Annotated in this window: 18 protein-coding genes; all 18 read right to left on the minus strand. The window is 41.1% G+C overall.

Going from position 1 to position 15,919, the window contains the following annotated elements; translation table 11 throughout:
* Positions 1–29: 29 nt before the first annotated feature.
* Positions 30–1,424 (minus strand): solute carrier family 23 protein, encoded by a 1,395-nt coding sequence (locus HM131_RS12160; RefSeq protein ID WP_085030014.1) that lies wholly within the window; start codon positions 1,422–1,424, stop codon positions 30–32.
* 339 nt (positions 1,425–1,763) lie between these two features.
* Positions 1,764–2,306: a bifunctional pyr operon transcriptional regulator/uracil phosphoribosyltransferase PyrR gene (gene pyrR / locus HM131_RS12165; protein WP_085030015.1), complete on the minus strand. Its 543-nt coding sequence runs from the start codon at positions 2,304–2,306 to the stop codon at positions 1,764–1,766.
* Between the two features lie 214 nt (positions 2,307–2,520).
* Positions 2,521–3,576, minus strand: coding sequence for an aldose epimerase family protein (locus HM131_RS12170; protein WP_157130812.1), 1,056 nt, complete (start codon positions 3,574–3,576; stop codon positions 2,521–2,523).
* A gap of 599 nt (positions 3,577–4,175) precedes the next feature.
* Positions 4,176–5,084, minus strand: coding sequence for an RluA family pseudouridine synthase (locus tag HM131_RS12175; protein ID WP_085030016.1), 909 nt, complete (start codon positions 5,082–5,084; stop codon positions 4,176–4,178).
* On the minus strand, positions 5,081–5,554 hold the full coding sequence (gene lspA / locus HM131_RS12180) for a signal peptidase II (RefSeq protein WP_085030017.1): 474 nt from the start codon (positions 5,552–5,554) through the stop codon (positions 5,081–5,083). The genes HM131_RS12175 and lspA overlap by 4 nt, the downstream gene beginning before the upstream one ends.
* Positions 5,555–5,694: 140 nt before the next feature.
* A complete protein-coding gene (locus HM131_RS12185; protein ID WP_085030018.1) occupies positions 5,695–6,222 on the minus strand; it encodes a DivIVA domain-containing protein in 528 nt (175 codons plus the stop codon).
* Between the two features lie 75 nt (positions 6,223–6,297).
* Positions 6,298–7,071 carry a YlmH family RNA-binding protein gene (locus tag HM131_RS12190; protein WP_085030019.1) on the minus strand — a complete coding sequence of 258 codons (774 nt, stop codon included), beginning with the start codon at positions 7,069–7,071 and terminating at the stop codon, positions 6,298–6,300.
* Positions 7,072–7,151: 80 nt separating this feature from the next.
* On the minus strand, positions 7,152–7,415 hold the full coding sequence (locus HM131_RS12195) for a YggT family protein (protein WP_085030020.1): 264 nt from the start codon (positions 7,413–7,415) through the stop codon (positions 7,152–7,154).
* A 3-nt stretch (positions 7,416–7,418) separates the two neighbouring features.
* A complete protein-coding gene (locus tag HM131_RS12200) occupies positions 7,419–7,871 on the minus strand; it encodes a cell division protein SepF (RefSeq protein ID WP_085030021.1) in 453 nt (150 codons plus the stop codon).
* A 24-nt stretch (positions 7,872–7,895) separates the two neighbouring features.
* Positions 7,896–8,564, minus strand: coding sequence for a YggS family pyridoxal phosphate-dependent enzyme (locus HM131_RS12205; RefSeq protein WP_085030022.1), 669 nt, complete (start codon positions 8,562–8,564; stop codon positions 7,896–7,898).
* 21 nt (positions 8,565–8,585) lie between these two features.
* Positions 8,586–9,386, minus strand: a complete 801-nt coding sequence (gene pgeF / locus HM131_RS12210; protein ID WP_085030023.1) for a peptidoglycan editing factor PgeF — start codon at positions 9,384–9,386, stop codon at positions 8,586–8,588.
* Between the two features lie 57 nt (positions 9,387–9,443).
* On the minus strand, positions 9,444–9,716 hold the full coding sequence (locus HM131_RS12215; protein WP_085030024.1) for a YlmC/YmxH family sporulation protein: 273 nt from the start codon (positions 9,714–9,716) through the stop codon (positions 9,444–9,446).
* Positions 9,717–10,034: 318 nt separating this feature from the next.
* Complete coding sequence (gene sigG, locus HM131_RS12220; protein WP_085030025.1) at positions 10,035–10,814, minus strand: RNA polymerase sporulation sigma factor SigG; 780 nt, start codon at positions 10,812–10,814, stop codon at positions 10,035–10,037.
* Positions 10,815–10,896: 82 nt separating this feature from the next.
* On the minus strand, positions 10,897–11,616 hold the full coding sequence (gene sigE / locus HM131_RS12225; protein ID WP_085030026.1) for an RNA polymerase sporulation sigma factor SigE: 720 nt from the start codon (positions 11,614–11,616) through the stop codon (positions 10,897–10,899).
* A gap of 18 nt (positions 11,617–11,634) precedes the next feature.
* Positions 11,635–12,543, minus strand: a complete 909-nt coding sequence (gene spoIIGA, locus HM131_RS12230) for a sigma-E processing peptidase SpoIIGA (protein ID WP_269749134.1) — start codon at positions 12,541–12,543, stop codon at positions 11,635–11,637.
* Between the two features lie 310 nt (positions 12,544–12,853).
* Positions 12,854–14,002 (minus strand): cell division protein FtsZ, encoded by a 1,149-nt coding sequence (gene ftsZ / locus HM131_RS12235; protein ID WP_085030027.1) that lies wholly within the window; start codon positions 14,000–14,002, stop codon positions 12,854–12,856.
* Between the two features lie 75 nt (positions 14,003–14,077).
* Positions 14,078–15,370 carry a cell division protein FtsA gene (ftsA, locus tag HM131_RS12240; protein WP_085030028.1) on the minus strand — a complete coding sequence of 431 codons (1,293 nt, stop codon included), beginning with the start codon at positions 15,368–15,370 and terminating at the stop codon, positions 14,078–14,080.
* Positions 15,371–15,562: 192 nt separating this feature from the next.
* Positions 15,563–15,919, minus strand: a complete 357-nt coding sequence (locus tag HM131_RS12245) for a small basic family protein (protein ID WP_085030029.1) — start codon at positions 15,917–15,919, stop codon at positions 15,563–15,565.

The raw sequence follows: 15,919 nt of genomic DNA on the forward strand, positions 1-15,919 counted from the left end.
GGACTCATTTAAAACGTGTGCTGGTTTCGCTATGCGACTCCATTTTTTCTTTGTTGTTTTTCTGTTTCTTCTTTTGGTGCTTCGAACATCTTTCCGTTTCCTTCGCCTTTTTCTTTTCCAGGAAGGATTAGGTTCAGAAGGACACCGATAATTGCAGCAAGCGCCATGCCTGCAATTTGAATATCTTCATTTACTTGGACGAACGCTCCTCCAACTCCAATGACAAGGATAACTGATGATATAATTAAGTTTCGTTTTTCGCCAAAGTCAATTTGGTTATCTATAAGCATACGCAGCCCGCTGGAAGCGATAATTCCGAAAAGGAGGATGGAAACTCCGCCCATTACCGCTGTAGGAATCGAACTAATGACTGCGGTAATCATGCCGACAAAACCGAACACGATGGCGATCACTGCCGCTCCACCGATGACAAATACGCTGTACACTCTTGTTATAGCTAGTACGCCAATATTCTCACCGTAGGTTGTGTTCGGTGGTCCACCTAAGAAAGAGGCGATCATCGTCGCAACTCCGTCCCCTAGAATCGATCGATTTAGTCCTGGTTCTTTTAAGAAGTTTTTACCTACCACTTTTGAAAGCACCATCTGATCTCCAGTGTGCTCTGTAATGGTAACAAGCGCGAAAGGAATCATAAGCGCAGCAATTTCCCAGCTGATGACTTCAAATGGAGAGAAATCGACGAAAGGTACAACAAAGTCTGGTGCTTGGAAAATCGCAGCAAGTACTCCTCCAACCGAACCAGCTGACGTTATGGCTGCCCATTCTTCTTGAATCCCACTCGTGTCAACAATTCCTTGGGTCATTGCGAAAATGTAACCTCCGACAATCCCGAACAAAATCGGTACTAGCGAGAAGAACCCTCGGAAGAAGATCGACGCAATGATAGTTATAGCTAATGTCACTAAGGCAACCATCAGATGCGTGCCGCTATACACATTTTCTTCTTGGCCTGGAAGGTACATGGCCATGTCCACTGCTGTTGATGCAAGGCCGAGACCTATAACGATAATTACAGGTCCTACTACAATTGGAGGTAATAACTTCATTAACCATTTAGTACCGAACATTGAGATAAGAAGAGCGACAAGACCGTACACTAGCCCGGTCAAAAAGCTTCCGACCATGGCTCCGGCAACTCCACTCGATTTTGAAACTTCTATAATAGGTGCGATAAAAGCAAAGCTTGATCCGAGATAGGCCGGTATCTTTCCTCTCGTAATCAATAGATAAGCAAGCGTTCCGAACCCGCTTGATACGAGCGCGACCGCTGGTGAAAGGCCTGTCAAGAATGGAACGAGAATGGTTGCTCCAAACATGGCGAACAGGTGCTGCAAGCTTAATGTCAACCATTTATGCATTTTTGGTACTTCATTTACATCAAGGGCTGCTTTATGTTGTTTCATCCTTAATTCCTCCTAAAGGCATGATTGTTGTTCTTTTGTTCCTGCTGAACGTTCGCCTCCGCTTTTCTTTGTCTAGCTCTGGCTCATAGCGACTAGCGTGACTTCCATCGCCTCTGTACGATAAGTCAACATCGAATCACTTCGTTCTTCGTGTTTCCTTTATCTCCTCCAGCTCAGTCCAGTCCGTACGTCGCTAAACATTCGCCTCCGCTTTTCTACATAAAAAAACCTCTTTGCGCTCAAAAGGTACGCAAAGAGGTAGACGTGTTTTCTGTACACGTTTCTTCCATACGAACCTTCTAAGTCTCACGGGACTTCATTTAAAGGTTGCCACTCAATTTATTTTTCGTAGATTCTCACTTCATCGGCTTGGTCAGTTTCCGATAGCGTCACGGTCACCACTTCATCATGAGAAGTAGGTACGTTTTTACCAACAAAATCTGCTCGTATCGGAAGCTCCCTGTGACCACGATCTACGAGGACAGCAAGTTGAATCTGAGCAGGTCTGCCATGATCAATTAAGGCGTCCATTGCGGCACGCACCGTTCGACCAGTGTATAGGACATCATCCACTAAGATAACTTTTTTCCCATCAATATCAGTCTGAATATTGGTTTCTTTGATCTCTGGTTCAGCTTGGTCTTGCTTCGGAGTCAAATCATCCCGATACAAAGTAATGTCAAGCTCCCCTCCAGGAATATCAACACTCTCTATTTCCTGGATTTTTTCCTTGAGACGTTGAGCGATCGGAACACCTCTTGTTTTAATCCCGACAAGGACCAGGTCTTCAACTCCCTTATTTTTTTCAATAATTTCATGGGAGATTCGAGTTAACGCCCTACGAATCGCTGCATGATCTAAAACGGTTGCTTTGGCTTTCATGATCGGGGACCTCCATTCGGCTGTGGCTTTGTCCTTTGTTAAGGGTACTTAAAAACCCCTTTTCTGCACAGAGGCAGAAAAGGGGTATAAGATACATGTCTCGCATGTATATTCCGTTACCTTTCCAGCCTCACAGGACTGTTCTTAAAGGACCATTTAATTCTACGTTAGATTATGACAAACGAATCGAATTTTGTCAATGGTTAAATTCAACTTATTGAATTCCAAATCTAAAAGTCGTTTGCTTGGAGTAAGTCTGTTCCTTATCGAGGATAACATTTGGAAAACCCTCTTCATGCAAGGAAGCTGGAGAACTTTGCGTTTCAAAGCATATACCTGCATGTTTCTTCGGTTTTCCCTCAGCTAATTCTATTCCCTCAGGAAAGCTATTAGACGTATAAATAACAATACCTGGCTGCTCTGTCTCTATACCCATTGTCCTGCCCGACTTTGGATCTTCCAAGTAAACATCTACTTCTTGTTGTTTATCAAACTTAAAGAAATGGTCCATTCCACCATTAGCTATTTTTTGCTGAGAAGTTTCGTATGTAAATACACTTTTTAATTTTTTCTTATCCCGAAAATCAAATGGGGAATTAGTAACGTCTAACCACTTTCCTGTGGGAATTAACTCCTCATCAAGTTCTACCATTTTCGAACTGTCTAAAATCAGTTCCTGATCTTCCAATGTTCTTTTGTTATTGCCACTCAGATTAAAATACATGTGATTCGTTAAAGTTAGAGGAGTCGTTTGGTCCGAACTTGCCTCATAAGAAATGATAAATTTGTTATCGTTAGTAAGCGTATAAGTGACCTCAACCTTCACTTGACCAGGATATCCACCATCACCATCTGGACTGACAATTGAAAGTTTTGCTCCAACCTCTTCCTCTGTCTCATAAGGAGAGACTTCCCAGATCCTTGAATGGAAACCGTCTTTCCCTCCATGTAAGTGGTTGTCTCCTTCATTACGATCAAGCTGATAACTTTGTCCATTCAGTTCGAAAGAAGATTGTTTGATGCGCCCAGCAACACGGCCGATAAGTGCTCCAAAATAGATGGGATTATCTAAATAATCGTCATAGTTTTTAAAGGCAAGTACAACATTCTCCTTGTTACCGTTTCTATCTGGAACGGATAAGTCCGTAATGATCCCTCCGTAGTTTAAAAATTCGACATTCATGCCTTGATCATTTTCAAGACGATATACATTCCATGTCTGATTTCCTTTGACTCGAACTTCACTATTTTGTATTTTCAAACTGCTCATCCTTTCTAACTCTTCTTCAACACTAATGCATCCATCATAGGTTTGTAATACTACGTACTGCTATATACCCTCCTTATCCTGAAGACTCAGCTTCGAGACCCTTGGTCCGTTACGTTATAAGAAGTAGAGTTGGCAGGGAAACGATCCACTTTCCCGGTGGAACTAGCAAGCCTCCTCGGTCGCCTATTTCCTTTTGGAGTCTAGCCTAGCTCATTCTCCCGGGAGTCTCCCGGTTCCCCGCCAACCCCATTTGCTATGAGGAGAACAGCCCCCATTTAACACCAGTAAGAGAATTCAGGAGCTGAGTACGTCTTATAACAAACTGAGTTCATCTCTCTTCAATGGCGTCCGTTTTTAAAAACAATCGGAAGGAGGTCCGGAAAATGGGGAGACTCCTGTGGGAGGAACATGACAGGTGCGACCCCGGAAAGCGAGCCATTTCCCGGACCTCCATGTGACATCTATGGTAACGGAAACATTTCAATCCCTATTACTTTGAATTCGAATTCTTCTACAATACTGATAAATACTTAACTAATTGAATGAGAGTATCATTGCAAAAAGCTGTCCCACATAGAGACAGCTGCTTCATTTGTATCTTACTCTCTATTCTCCAAAAACGTAATCATATCAGTGAAATCTTTTGGAGGCTCTACTTCAAACTTCTTCCATTCCCCAGTTCTTGGGTGTTCAAATCCTAAAGACTTGGCGTGCAGCGCCTGCCCATCAAGCCCCCACGTTTTTCGAGGCCCATATTTAGGATCGCCAGCCAATGGATGGTTTATATATCGCATATGAACACGGATTTGGTGGGTTCTTCCCGTCTCTAGTTTACATTCAACTAAGGTAAAATCTTGAAAATGTTTTAGTACCCTAAAGTGAGTGACTGCTTCTCTTCCACCCTCGACAACCGCCATCTTCTGACGGTCCTTCGGATCACGTCCAATTGGAGCATCAATGGTTCCATACTCATGAGCGATCATTCCATGGACAATCGCTTCATATTTCCGCTCCACTGATTTATTTTGCAGCTGCTCAACTAGAGATCTGTGTGCTTTATCATTCTTTGCTACCATCAAGAGTCCGCTTGTATCTTTATCAATCCGATGGACAATCCCCGGTCGTTCCACCCCATTGATGCCTGATAGATCTTTACAATGAAATAAAAGGGCATTCACAAGAGTGCCTGACGGATGGCCGGCGGATGGGTGTACGACCATTCCGGAAGGCTTATTGACTACTACCACATCTTCGTCTTCATAAACGATTTCAATAGGAATATCTTCTGCCTTAATTTCTAAAGGTTCAGGCTCAGGAATGCTCCATGAGATCAGTTCTCCTTCCTGTACCTTATAATTACTTTTTACAGCTTCTCCATCCACTAGAACAAACTTGTCTTTAAGCCAACTCTGAATTTGTGATCTTGAAGCATCTTCAACGATTTCAGTCAATAATTTATCGATTCTTTTCGACTGATCCCTTTCCACTACTTGATATTGTTCACTCACGTTTCTATACTTCCTTTCTTTTTACGCTCATCTAAAAATGTTGCAATCATCACTAAAATAACTCCGATAACAAGTGATGAATCCGCAACATTAAATATTGGGAAATCATAGGTGAAAATATAGGTGTCAGCAAAATCAACCACTTCTTTACGTAACACTCGATCAATAAAGTTACCAATTGCACCAGCCAATATTAATGAAAGGGCTACACCTGCGAGCTTACTCTCTTTCCCGTATTGCTGAATGTAATAAATGACGACCCCAATCACAATGACTGTGACGATATAGAAGAACCACATCTGTCCTTGTAAAATTCCCCACGCAGCTCCCTGGTTACGGTGGGATGTCAGGTAAAAGAAATTTTCTATGATAGGAATACTTTCACCTATACGCATGTTTGTTACGACCAGCCACTTTGTGATTTGGTCTAAAATAATCATTCCAAGAGCTAATAAATAGTACGCTAACATAAACGGCCTCCATGAATCTTATTCCTAGGCTATTGTACCATAAAAAGAAGGAGTAAAATCAAAAACAAAAGGCGTCGACTAAAATGAAGACGACACCTTTCGAACATAATAGGATTTCGCGTTATGTAAAACACGGCATGTTATGAATTTTGTGAAGTCAATTCCTTCTCGACTTGCTCTTTCACTTCTTCTTCTTTATCAAGCTCCGTATCAAACAAGTAATCCCAATCGTCATTATTAATCATTTCCATTTGAGCTTCAACAAGCTTACTTAATCTTGTCTTAAATACTTTCGCTTGCTTCTTCATCTCTTCGACTTCGTAGGAAAGACGCCTTGATTTATCTAACGCCTCATTAACAATTCGATCGGCATTTTTTTCCGCTTCTTTGATGATAATCTTAGATTCTTTATTGGCATTACTTTTCACATCTTCAGCGGTTTCCTGCGCCACAAGAATTGACTTGTTCAGAGTGGTTTCAATATTTGTAAAATGACCGAGGCGCTCATTCAATTGTTCTACTTCACGTTCTAATTCTTTTTTCTGCCTAATAATAATTTCATAGTCCTTAATCACTTGATCAAGAAACTCATTCACTTCATCTTCTTCATAGCCTCTAAATGCTTTTGTAAATTCTTTGTTATGAATATCCAATGGTGTTAATGGCACACCAACCACCTCCTCAGCGTTATCTGGTACATATTGGTTTCGACAGATCTCTACGAAATCCTGCTTTTTTTCGATTTAATTTAGTTTTGCTGTAGTCACTTTGAATTTCTCTTTCTTTGTTTTTCCCTGGACTTCCTCCAAACGGCTTCTGCCTTTTCCTCGTAAAGATAAGAGATCTCCTTCTTCTAAAAGAAATGCAGGATTCTCAACAACCCTGAAATTCACCTTCACATGCTTCGCTTCGATATGCATCCCTGCTTTTTTTCTAGACATTCCGTAAATCTCTTTTAGAAGCACATCTAAGCGGAGGGAGGAAACTGTTGTTTCCTTCCTTGACCACTCATTCGAATTTTCGAGAAGATGAGACATAGGCTTCTCTTCGAACTGCACATTGGATTTTTTTACACCAGTCAGATTCATCTTAATATAATCACTAATTTCAGACGCAGCGACAATTTGAATTTTACCATCTTGTACAATTAAATCTCCCAATTTTTCTCGCTTTATCCCGAGAGACATAAAGGCACCTAGCACATCTCTATGTTCAAGGGTCACAAACTTTGTAGGGTACGACGCCTCGAGCAGAGTCAAGTGATAATCACCTTCCTCAATAACCTCATACTCCGGGGCAATAATTGCACGTTTTCTCTCCGTATCTTCTTTTCCCCCAAAAACACCATAGATGAGGTCTGGTGTATTCCCCAAGATCGTCTTTAAAATCAACTGTTCTCTTGGGTCAAGAAAATCACTAAGTTTTCTTTGATATTTCAACTCTACATCTTCGCGCCAAGAAAGGACCTGATCGATGAAAGGACGTTCTTCTTCACGGAAGTGCTGATAGATGTCCATAACAAAACCTCCATACATCAATAAAAGGAACAGATTAAAGAACACAGTATTTGCGTTCTTAACCTGTTCCCTTTTTTAAGTTAAACAATCATGTAATATAGTTGTTGCAACCCCTGTCTTGCAAAGTTCAGTACAAGAATTGCCACGATTGGTGAAATATCAATCATTCCTAGAGGAGGGATGATTTTACGGAACGGCTCAAGAAACGGCTCTGCCATTCTACCTAAAATTTCACCAAAACTCGATTCCCTCGCACCAGGGAACCAGGACAGTAAGATATAAATGATGAGAATCCAGCTATACACCTGCATAACTGTCATCAAAATGTTAAACAAAAAAACCATGGGCTACCACCTTCTATAAATTTCATCTTCTTCCTGCGAAATCATTTCTGAGATCGAACCGGAAATTTCTACATTATCCGGTGTGCAAAGAAATGTTTGTGCACCTAGCTTTTGAATGTCTCCACCTATAGCATATACGGTACCGCTCAAAAAATCTACAATTCGTTTCGCTTGATGATGATCAACCCTTTGAAGATTAATAACAACGGCACGACGGTTTACAAGCTGATCAGCAATTTCCTGAGCTTCGTTATAGTTGCTAGGCTCACTCAGGACCATTTTCGAAGAAGATTTTGCACTTTTTAAACTTACTATGTTTTGAGTATCTTGCTTTCTAGTGGTCCTTTGTTTCGGCTCGTATTCTTCTTCCATTTCATCATCCTCTACTTCCTCTTCAATGTATTCATATTCATCATCCAGCGTAAAAAATGATCGAAATTTATTTTTCATGCTCATTCTGATCACCTCAGTTTAATTTTGTTATCCAACCAGACTAGAACCAATTCGAATATGAGTAGCCCCTTCTTCAATAGCTAACGCATAATCATTGCTCATGCCCATGGACAAGTATTCACATGGTGCATGTGGCATATGCTTATCTCTGATTCTGTCTCTTTGAGCCCTCAGCTGCCTAAACACACCACGCAGTTTTTCTTCGTCATCGGTGTGAGGGGCCATTGTCATCAAGCCAACTATTTTGATATTCTCATAATTTTTCACAAGATCAATGAAGTCTTCAACCTCTTCCATATGAAGACCATGTTTAGATTCCTCTTCACTGACATTTACTTGTACAAAACATTGGACAGGTTCATTTGCACGTTTATTAATCTCTTTCGCCAATGATTTACGGTCCAATGAATGTATCATCGTGACTTGGTTAATAACATCTTTCACTTTTCTTGATTGTAATGAACCGATAAAATGCCAATTGACATCATCTCCAATAGCTTCATACTTCTCAAGAAATTCATCTTTCCTATTTTCACCTAAATCCTTTATTCCTGCCTCCACCGCTTCACGGGCGCGATCTATCGATACATATTTTGTGACAGCAATAACGGTAATCTCATTTTTAGAACGTCCACAGTTCTCACATGCTTGTCCAATTGTTTCTGTAATTTTTGCTAAATTCTCTTTTACTGTCATCCTTATACTCCTTCCCGCTATTCAACTCTTCCAACCAATAAAACCAAGCATCCGCCCGGTTTTTCCCTGGTCGCGTCGATGGGAATAAAATAAAGCATCTTCCTCGTATGTACAATATTCTGAGGCAAACACGTTGGATGACTGCACTCCAGCTTCAATGGCAACTTTCTCGTTCAGTTTTTTTAAATCCAACAAATATTTATTATTCCCTATTTCCATTACAGTCTCGTTTTGATGTGCCTCGGGGATTTCGTCCTTGACACGTTGATCAACCTCATAGTTTCTTGAGCTTATGCAAGGGCCAATCGTCATCTGTATGGTTTCTAAGTTACAGCCTTGTGTAACTAGTTCCCTGACCATGTGAGAAGCCATGCCTTTGACAGTCCCTTTCCAGCCTGCATGCGCGACTCCGATCCATCCATTAGTCGGGTCACAAAAAAATAATGGTACACAATCCGCATAGAAGGCTGCCAGAAGTACGTTCGGCTGATTCGTAATTAAGCCATCGACTCCAGCCAATGCGGACGTGTGAGAAAATGCTCCTTTTCCACAATCCCCTTTTGTTACTGTCTTAATCTTCGTATCATGGATTTGTTCACCGATCGTCCACTGTTCTAAAGGGATACCGACTTCATTTGCCAGTTCTCCCCTATTATCCAACACGGTTTCTTTGTGATCAGGGACATGGAGTCCCATATTCAGTGTGTCAAAAGGTTTCTGGCTATGACCACCTTGACGAGTTGTAATACCGGCTATCAGATTATTATGTTCACGAAAGCAATTCAATTGTCGTAATGTCTCGTGTTTGAAGGGTTCGACCATTTTACCACCTCAATTTCCCTTCATTTTAACACATTCTTCCTTGTTTTTCTCGTTTAATTAGTCGGATTCTGACTTTTGGCTTTTAGAATATCCACTGTACCCTGATTTTTTGACCAGAATGACATCAGCACCAATATTCACAATCTGATCCCATGGAATGACGAGCTCCTCTTCTTTTCCAAACAGCCCCATTGCTTTTCCCTTTAGTGTTAAAACTAACCCTTGAAGCCGTCCGCGCTGGGTATCAATATCTAAATCACTAATATAACCTAAGCGTTCTCCTGTTTCCATTGCAATGACATCTTTCATTTGTAATTCAGTAATTTTCATTTTCGTTTCACTCCTTTGTAAAACTATATGCAGAAGAATGCAATGACTTGTTTAGAAATGCGAATAGGGGATGGGTGCCCTGAAATGCATATGCAAAACTATGGCGTGGCGTTTTTTGGACACAAAATAGGGTTGCTTATGTCGCGAAGAGTTGCTCGTAGCTGGACAATAGAAATTCGAAGAGGAGTTAGGAGTCATGAAACGAATTAGAAAATTCACGCATCCACTTATCTGTTCCTTAACACGTGATCTCTGTTCTCTCACTTTTTTGACCATAAAAAAGCGCTTCTGTTTTGATAAACAGAAGCGTACATTTGATTATTGGAACATAGATGAATTCATTTCTTTAATGGCGGCTTTTTCTAAGCGTGATACCTGAGCTTGTGAGATACCGATCTCTTCGGCAACCTCCATTTGTGTTTTTCCTTGAAAAAAGCGTTTTGTCAAAATCATTTTTTCACGATCATTTAACTTCTTCATACCTTCCCGCAATGAAAGCTCATCAAGCCATGTGGCATCATTTTCCCGATCGTCTTTCAATTGATCGACAACAAAGATTGGGTCTCCACCATCGTTATAAATCGGCTCGAACAACGAAACGGGATCTTGAATAGCGTCCATCGCAAAGACGACATCTTCATGTGGAACGCCCATCTTCTCAGCGATTTCATGTGGAGCTGGATCTTTACTCGTTTCACTAATGATTTTTTCTCTCATTTGCAAGGCTTTGTATGCCGTATCTCTTAAGGATCTAGAAACACGTATCGGGTTATTGTCTCTCAAATACCTGCGAATCTCACCGATGATCATCGGTACAGCGTAAGTAGAAAACTTCACGTTGTGACTTAAATCGAAATTATCAATGGATTTCATCAATCCGATACATCCGACTTGAAAAAGATCATCACCATACTCCCCACGATTGTTAAAGCGCTGAATGACGGACAAGACTAAGCGAAGATTTCCATTGACCAATTGTTCACGAGCTTCGATTTCTCCGCTTTGCAGACGTACAAACAGGGCCCTCATCTCTTTATTGGTTAGTACAGGAAGTTTAGATGTATCTACACCGCATATTTCTACTTTATGTCGTGTCAATGTAAGACCCTCCCAGGAAGCTAGAATACGTTTTCAGTATCTCCCTGGGAGGAAAATTTATGCATGCTTACATTTGGAAAATTTATACCATCTTATCAAATTCCCTTTGTAGCCTGCGTATAATTTTCTTTTCTAGACGTGATATGTAGGACTGTGAAATGCCCATCATATCCGCCACATCCTTTTGTGTTTTTTCTTTCTTACCGATTAATCCAAAACGAAGTTCCATAATCTGTTTCTCACGATCATTAAGCTGCTCCAATGCAGTTTTGAGTAACTTTTTATCAATTTTTTTCTCGATACCCTTCGTGATTAAATCCTCTTCTGTACCTAGGATATCAGATAGCAAAAGCTCGTTTCCGTCCCAATCGACATTCAATGGTTCATCAAATGAAACTTCGGTTTTAAGCTTGTTACTTTTTCTAAGGTGCATAAGAATTTCGTTTTCAATACAACGAGAAGCATAAGTAGCAAGCTTGATTTTCTTCTCGGGATCGAACGTGTTTACCGCTTTGATTAATCCGATAGTCCCAATGCTAATTAAATCCTCGATATTTAACCCTGTGTTTTCAAACTTTCGTGCGATATAAACGACTAGACGAAGGTTCCTCTCAATCAGCATTGCTCTTGCTGCTTTGTCACCTTTAGGAAGAAGTTCTAATAACTCTTTTTCTTCTTCTCTTGATAGTGGAGGCGGTAAGGCTTCACTCCCACCAATATAGTAGATTTCATCCTGCTTAATGCCTAACTTGATGAGAATACGATAAAACCATAGCCGTGCTTTGAAGAACCACTTTACCATAGAAATCCCCCTTGAACTTTACGCTGATTTTCCTTTGACCATGACATGTGGATGGATTAACAATTGATAAAGACGATCATGTGTCAAATCCTGCTGCTGAACTCCCAGTAGAGCTTGTTTAATTTCCAAATGTCCCTCTGGAGTTTCAATCGTGATGGAATCAACTAACAGTGTCACAAGGAGCTGACCTTTTATTCCTGCTGCTGAATATGGCACTAGTCTTACCGCTTTTTGAATCTCATCCGGCAATTCTTCCATTGAAGTCACGACGTGATCGACTTGAAGTAGATCAAGCTCCTTTTGATCCATTAGTTGTTTCAGAACACTCGGATCTGCTAAAAACACCATCTTTCTGCTCACTGGATCAATCAACTGGTTTCCACTATCAACGAGTCCTTTGCAGACAGCCTTCTTACCACTCCAGCGAACACTCACATCATAAATGTTTTCAAGTTTCATCCGATGAACACTGACTTGCTCCAGCCGCCATTTTGTAAATATGAACGAACAAGGAAACCCAATTAGAACGAATATCCAACTGACCGGGTCACCATACCCACCTGTGAATGTAACGACTGATCCGCCTTGGATGCTGATCTCTGTTGCTAAAAAAAAGTGAACCCCAAGCATACTTCCACCAATCGCAAAGGTAATAAAATAAAAAGTAACCCATTGAAAAAAAAAGGCCCGGAGAGAGGAAAAAGAATAGGCTGCCCAAACGATGAAAAATGAATAAAAGACCTTCCCTAAACTACTCATCAACCACGAATCTGGCATAAATATCGATATTGGCACAATGACTGAGGCTACCAAAGCAGCTAAAAATACCCGACTCTTTTTTGACTTTGCTCGTGTTACTCCCTGTGTTAAAAAAAGTATCATGGCATCCATCAAGAAATTGAGCAGCCACACGGCATCGAGATAAATTTTCCCCTCTCCTTTCTTTTCTTGTTATAGCAAAGTATAAGCCTGTCCCCGCGAAAAGTCTGTCAGAATCTGAACCACTCCCAAGCAAGTTTTGTAACAAAATGTCTGTAATAAATGTAGGGAGGGGCCGCGAATTCTGACAAGCATAAAGACCCTTTCGACATGGTGGGTTTGTGTCAAGTTACGATTCCATTCTCTTCACTTAGGGCGCTATGTAGCCCCGTTAGGGAGTTATATACCACATTATCATTAGATTACAAATAAAAAACCCGCTGCACTCTAATGTGCAACGGGTTTACGCTTAAGATAATTAACGACGACGGTTCCGGTTTCTTAAGAATGTCGGAATATCAAGTGTATCTTCTTCTTGATTCGGCATTTTTTGTTGTTGAGGTTGAGGAGATTCACGACGCGGCTGTTCTTCTCTCACTGAACGTTCAACTGTATTTGGTTTAGGCTGCTGTTGAGGCTGTGGACGCTTCTTCTGTTGTCCCTGAGCAATCTGAGCTTCATCAAATCCTGTGGCAATAACGGTTACAACGATTTCGTCTTTCAAATTCTCATTAATGACAGAACCGAAGATTACGTTTACTTCCTGGTCTGCTGCAGATGTTACGATATCTGCCGCTTCCTGAACTTCATACAAGCTTAAGTTTGTGCCTCCACTGATATTCATAAGAACACCATGTGCTCCATCAATGGATGTTTCAAGAAGAGGTGAGGAAATTGCTTTCTTCGCAGCTTCTGCTGCACGGCTTTCCCCAGTTGCGATACCGATTCCCATTAATGCGGAGCCCTTGTCTACCATGATTGTTTTCACGTCTGCAAAGTCTACGTTAATTAGCCCAGGTACAGCAATTAAGTCTGAAATACCTTGTACACCCTGGCGAAGCACGTTGTCCGCTTCACGGAATGCTTCAAGCATCGGTGTATTTTTATCAACAATCTCTAGCAGTCGATCATTAGGAATGACGATCAATGTATCGACTGCGCCTTTAAGGCCTTCAATTCCGCCTGCTGCTTGTGTTGAACGTTTACGGCCTTCAAACGTAAATGGTCGTGTAACGACACCTACAGTAAGAGCACCCAGCTCTTTAGCTACTTGAGCGATGACAGGGGCTGCACCAGTACCGGTTCCTCCACCCATACCAGCAGTAACAAATACCATGTCTGCGCCTTGCAATGCCTCTTCGAGCTGTTCTTTACTCTCTTCAGCGGCCTTGCGTCCTACTTCGGGGTTTGCACCCGCTCCTAAACCACGAGTTAGTTTTCCTCCAATTTGCATTTTGACCTCTGCTTTAGAAAGGTTTAATGCCTGGGCGTCTGTGTTGACTGCAATAAATTCAACACCTTGCACCCCATGTTCAATCATGCGGTTTACGGCGTTACTACCGCCACCGCCTACTCCGATTACTTTAATGGTTGCCAATTGGTCCATGCTTGTATCAAAATCTAACATCATCCGTTCCTCCTAATACACGAGATTACAAGATTTATTGTATCGTCCGTCCTTTGACCGACTCCAAGCTTCCAATTAATCAAAGAAATATTTTAATAGATTGGATAAGCCTGACTCTTTTTTCTTCTCTGGTTTTTCTTTTTCTTCTTTCTGCTGTTTTGTTGCTGCACGTTTTTGCTTTTTAGGTGCGGGTTGTTCAAATTCAGCGGTTACCGATGGAAAAATCTCTTTTCCTTGTATTTTCGCATTACGATAAGCGAATTGCAAGATGCCTACACCACTTGTGAATTGTGGTTCGCGCACTCCGATATAATCTGGAATTGCGAGTCTTACATTAGAATGGAATACATCCTGCGCCAGTTCAAGGACTCCTGGCATATTCATAGTACCGCCCGTCAGCACAAAACCACCCGGTAATTCCCGGACTCCCATGCGCTGAATTTCCTGAGCAGCAAACACAAAAATTTCTTCCATTCTAGCTTCAATCATATCAGAGATTTGCAATTGATTGAATGCTTGTTCTCGATTACTTCCTATAATTGTGACAGAAAAACTTTCATCTTCGTTGGCATCATCGAAAAAGGCGTGTCCATGTTCAAGCTTCACTTGTTCTGCTTCCTCGGTTGAAGTCCTCAACCCTATGGACAGGTCTTTTGTAAGATTATCTCCACCAAATGGAATCAGACTAGTCCCTTTCAGATGTCCTTCTTCAAAAACAGAGACTGTCGTGGATCCTCCGCCAACATCTACAAGCGCAACGCCCAGGTTCTTTTCGTCTTCTGATAAGGAAACGGTTCCTGAAGCGAGTGGCTGTAAACATACATCCAACACTTCAAGACCTGCTCTTTCCACGCATTTTAAGGTGTTATGTAAGACGGTTTTTGCGCATGTAATGATCATACCTTCCATCTCTAACCGCACACCAATCATCCCACGGGGATCTGTGATTTCGTCTTGTCCATCAACAATGAACTGTCGAGGAATGACATCTATAATTTCCCGTTCTGGAGGAACTGAAACTACTTGTGCAGCATCAATCACGCGTCTAATGTCTTCATTACCAATTTCTCTGCTTTCACTAGAAACAGCAACGACTCCATGACAAGGCTGCAACTGAATATGATTTCCGTTGACTCCTACGACAACTCGGTCTATTTTCATATCCACCATTCGCTCTGCTTGCTCCACAGCAGTACGAATCGAATGGACCGTTTGATCGATATCAACAATGGCTCCTTTCTTCATGCCATTTGATTTTGCTGATCCAACGCCAATAATATTTAGCGTTTCGTTCATAATCTCTCCAATAATCACTTTGATTCTACTTGTTCCTATATCTAAACTAACTAGGATTTCATTTTGATTCACCAGTGACGCACCTCCTGTAACAAGCCATATGAGTAGTTCAAAGCATATCGAATATACGATAAAAATACAATCATTGAAATATAAACGTAAATGAATTGAAAAAATTCATCCTACGAATGGTCTAGTAAGTATTCAAAAACTCGTTCATTACTTGTTTTCCACAGACTTTCACGAATATCCTCTTATTTACGTTCATTTTTTTATAAATTTAACTAGTAATTTTTGGTCAATAATCTGGCGGCGGATAATCGCTAGATTTTGAAATAAACGGATACCGAATGCAAACACCGCAGCTAAGTATAAATCCACTCCTAGTTGAACCCCAAGGAATGCAAGAAATGCGGCGAGAGAAACATTAAAGAAAAAGCCTGTTATAAAAACAGTATCATCAAATTTCTCTTCCAAGTGGGCTCTTATCCCTCCTAGAAGCGTATCAAAAGCAGCTAAGACGGCGATCGAAAGATAATCTGTGTAAGCATCAGGAATTTGAATATTCGTTAGTAAGCCAAGAGATATACCTATTATTAAAAACAACACCGGAAGCCACAT

Source organism: Halobacillus mangrovi, from assembly GCF_002097535.1.
In the GTDB taxonomy this organism is placed as follows: Bacteria; Bacillota; Bacilli; order Bacillales; family Halobacillaceae; genus Halobacillus; species Halobacillus mangrovi_A.

Excerpts from the sequence above, each read along its gene's own strand:
- HM131_RS12160 (WP_085030014.1), bottom strand. The coding sequence starts at position 1,424 with ATGAAACAACATAAAGCAGCCCTTGATGTAAATGAAGTACCAAAAATG.
- pyrR (WP_085030015.1), bottom strand. The coding sequence starts at position 2,306 with ATGAAAGCCAAAGCAACCGTTTTAGATCATGCAGCGATTCGTAGGGCG.
- HM131_RS12170 (WP_157130812.1), bottom strand. The coding sequence starts at position 3,576 with ATGAGCAGTTTGAAAATACAAAATAGTGAAGTTCGAGTCAAAGGAAAT.
- lspA (WP_085030017.1), bottom strand. The coding sequence starts at position 5,554 with ATGTTAGCGTACTATTTATTAGCTCTTGGAATGATTATTTTAGACCAA.
- HM131_RS12190 (WP_085030019.1), bottom strand. The coding sequence starts at position 7,071 with ATGGACATCTATCAGCACTTCCGTGAAGAAGAACGTCCTTTCATCGAT.
- HM131_RS12195 (WP_085030020.1), bottom strand. The coding sequence starts at position 7,415 with ATGGTTTTTTTGTTTAACATTTTGATGACAGTTATGCAGGTGTATAGC.
- HM131_RS12200 (WP_085030021.1), bottom strand. The coding sequence starts at position 7,871 with ATGAGCATGAAAAATAAATTTCGATCATTTTTTACGCTGGATGATGAA.
- HM131_RS12205 (WP_085030022.1), bottom strand. The coding sequence starts at position 8,564 with ATGACAGTAAAAGAGAATTTAGCAAAAATTACAGAAACAATTGGACAA.
- pgeF (WP_085030023.1), bottom strand. The coding sequence starts at position 9,386 with ATGGTCGAACCCTTCAAACACGAGACATTACGACAATTGAATTGCTTT.
- HM131_RS12215 (WP_085030024.1), bottom strand. The coding sequence starts at position 9,716 with ATGAAAATTACTGAATTACAAATGAAAGATGTCATTGCAATGGAAACA.
- sigE (WP_085030026.1), bottom strand. The coding sequence starts at position 11,616 with ATGGTAAAGTGGTTCTTCAAAGCACGGCTATGGTTTTATCGTATTCTC.
- ftsZ (WP_085030027.1), bottom strand. The coding sequence starts at position 14,002 with ATGTTAGATTTTGATACAAGCATGGACCAATTGGCAACCATTAAAGTA.
- HM131_RS12245 (WP_085030029.1), bottom strand. The coding sequence starts at position 15,919 with ATGTGGCTTCCGGTGTTGTTTTTAATAATAGGTATATCTCTTGGCTTA.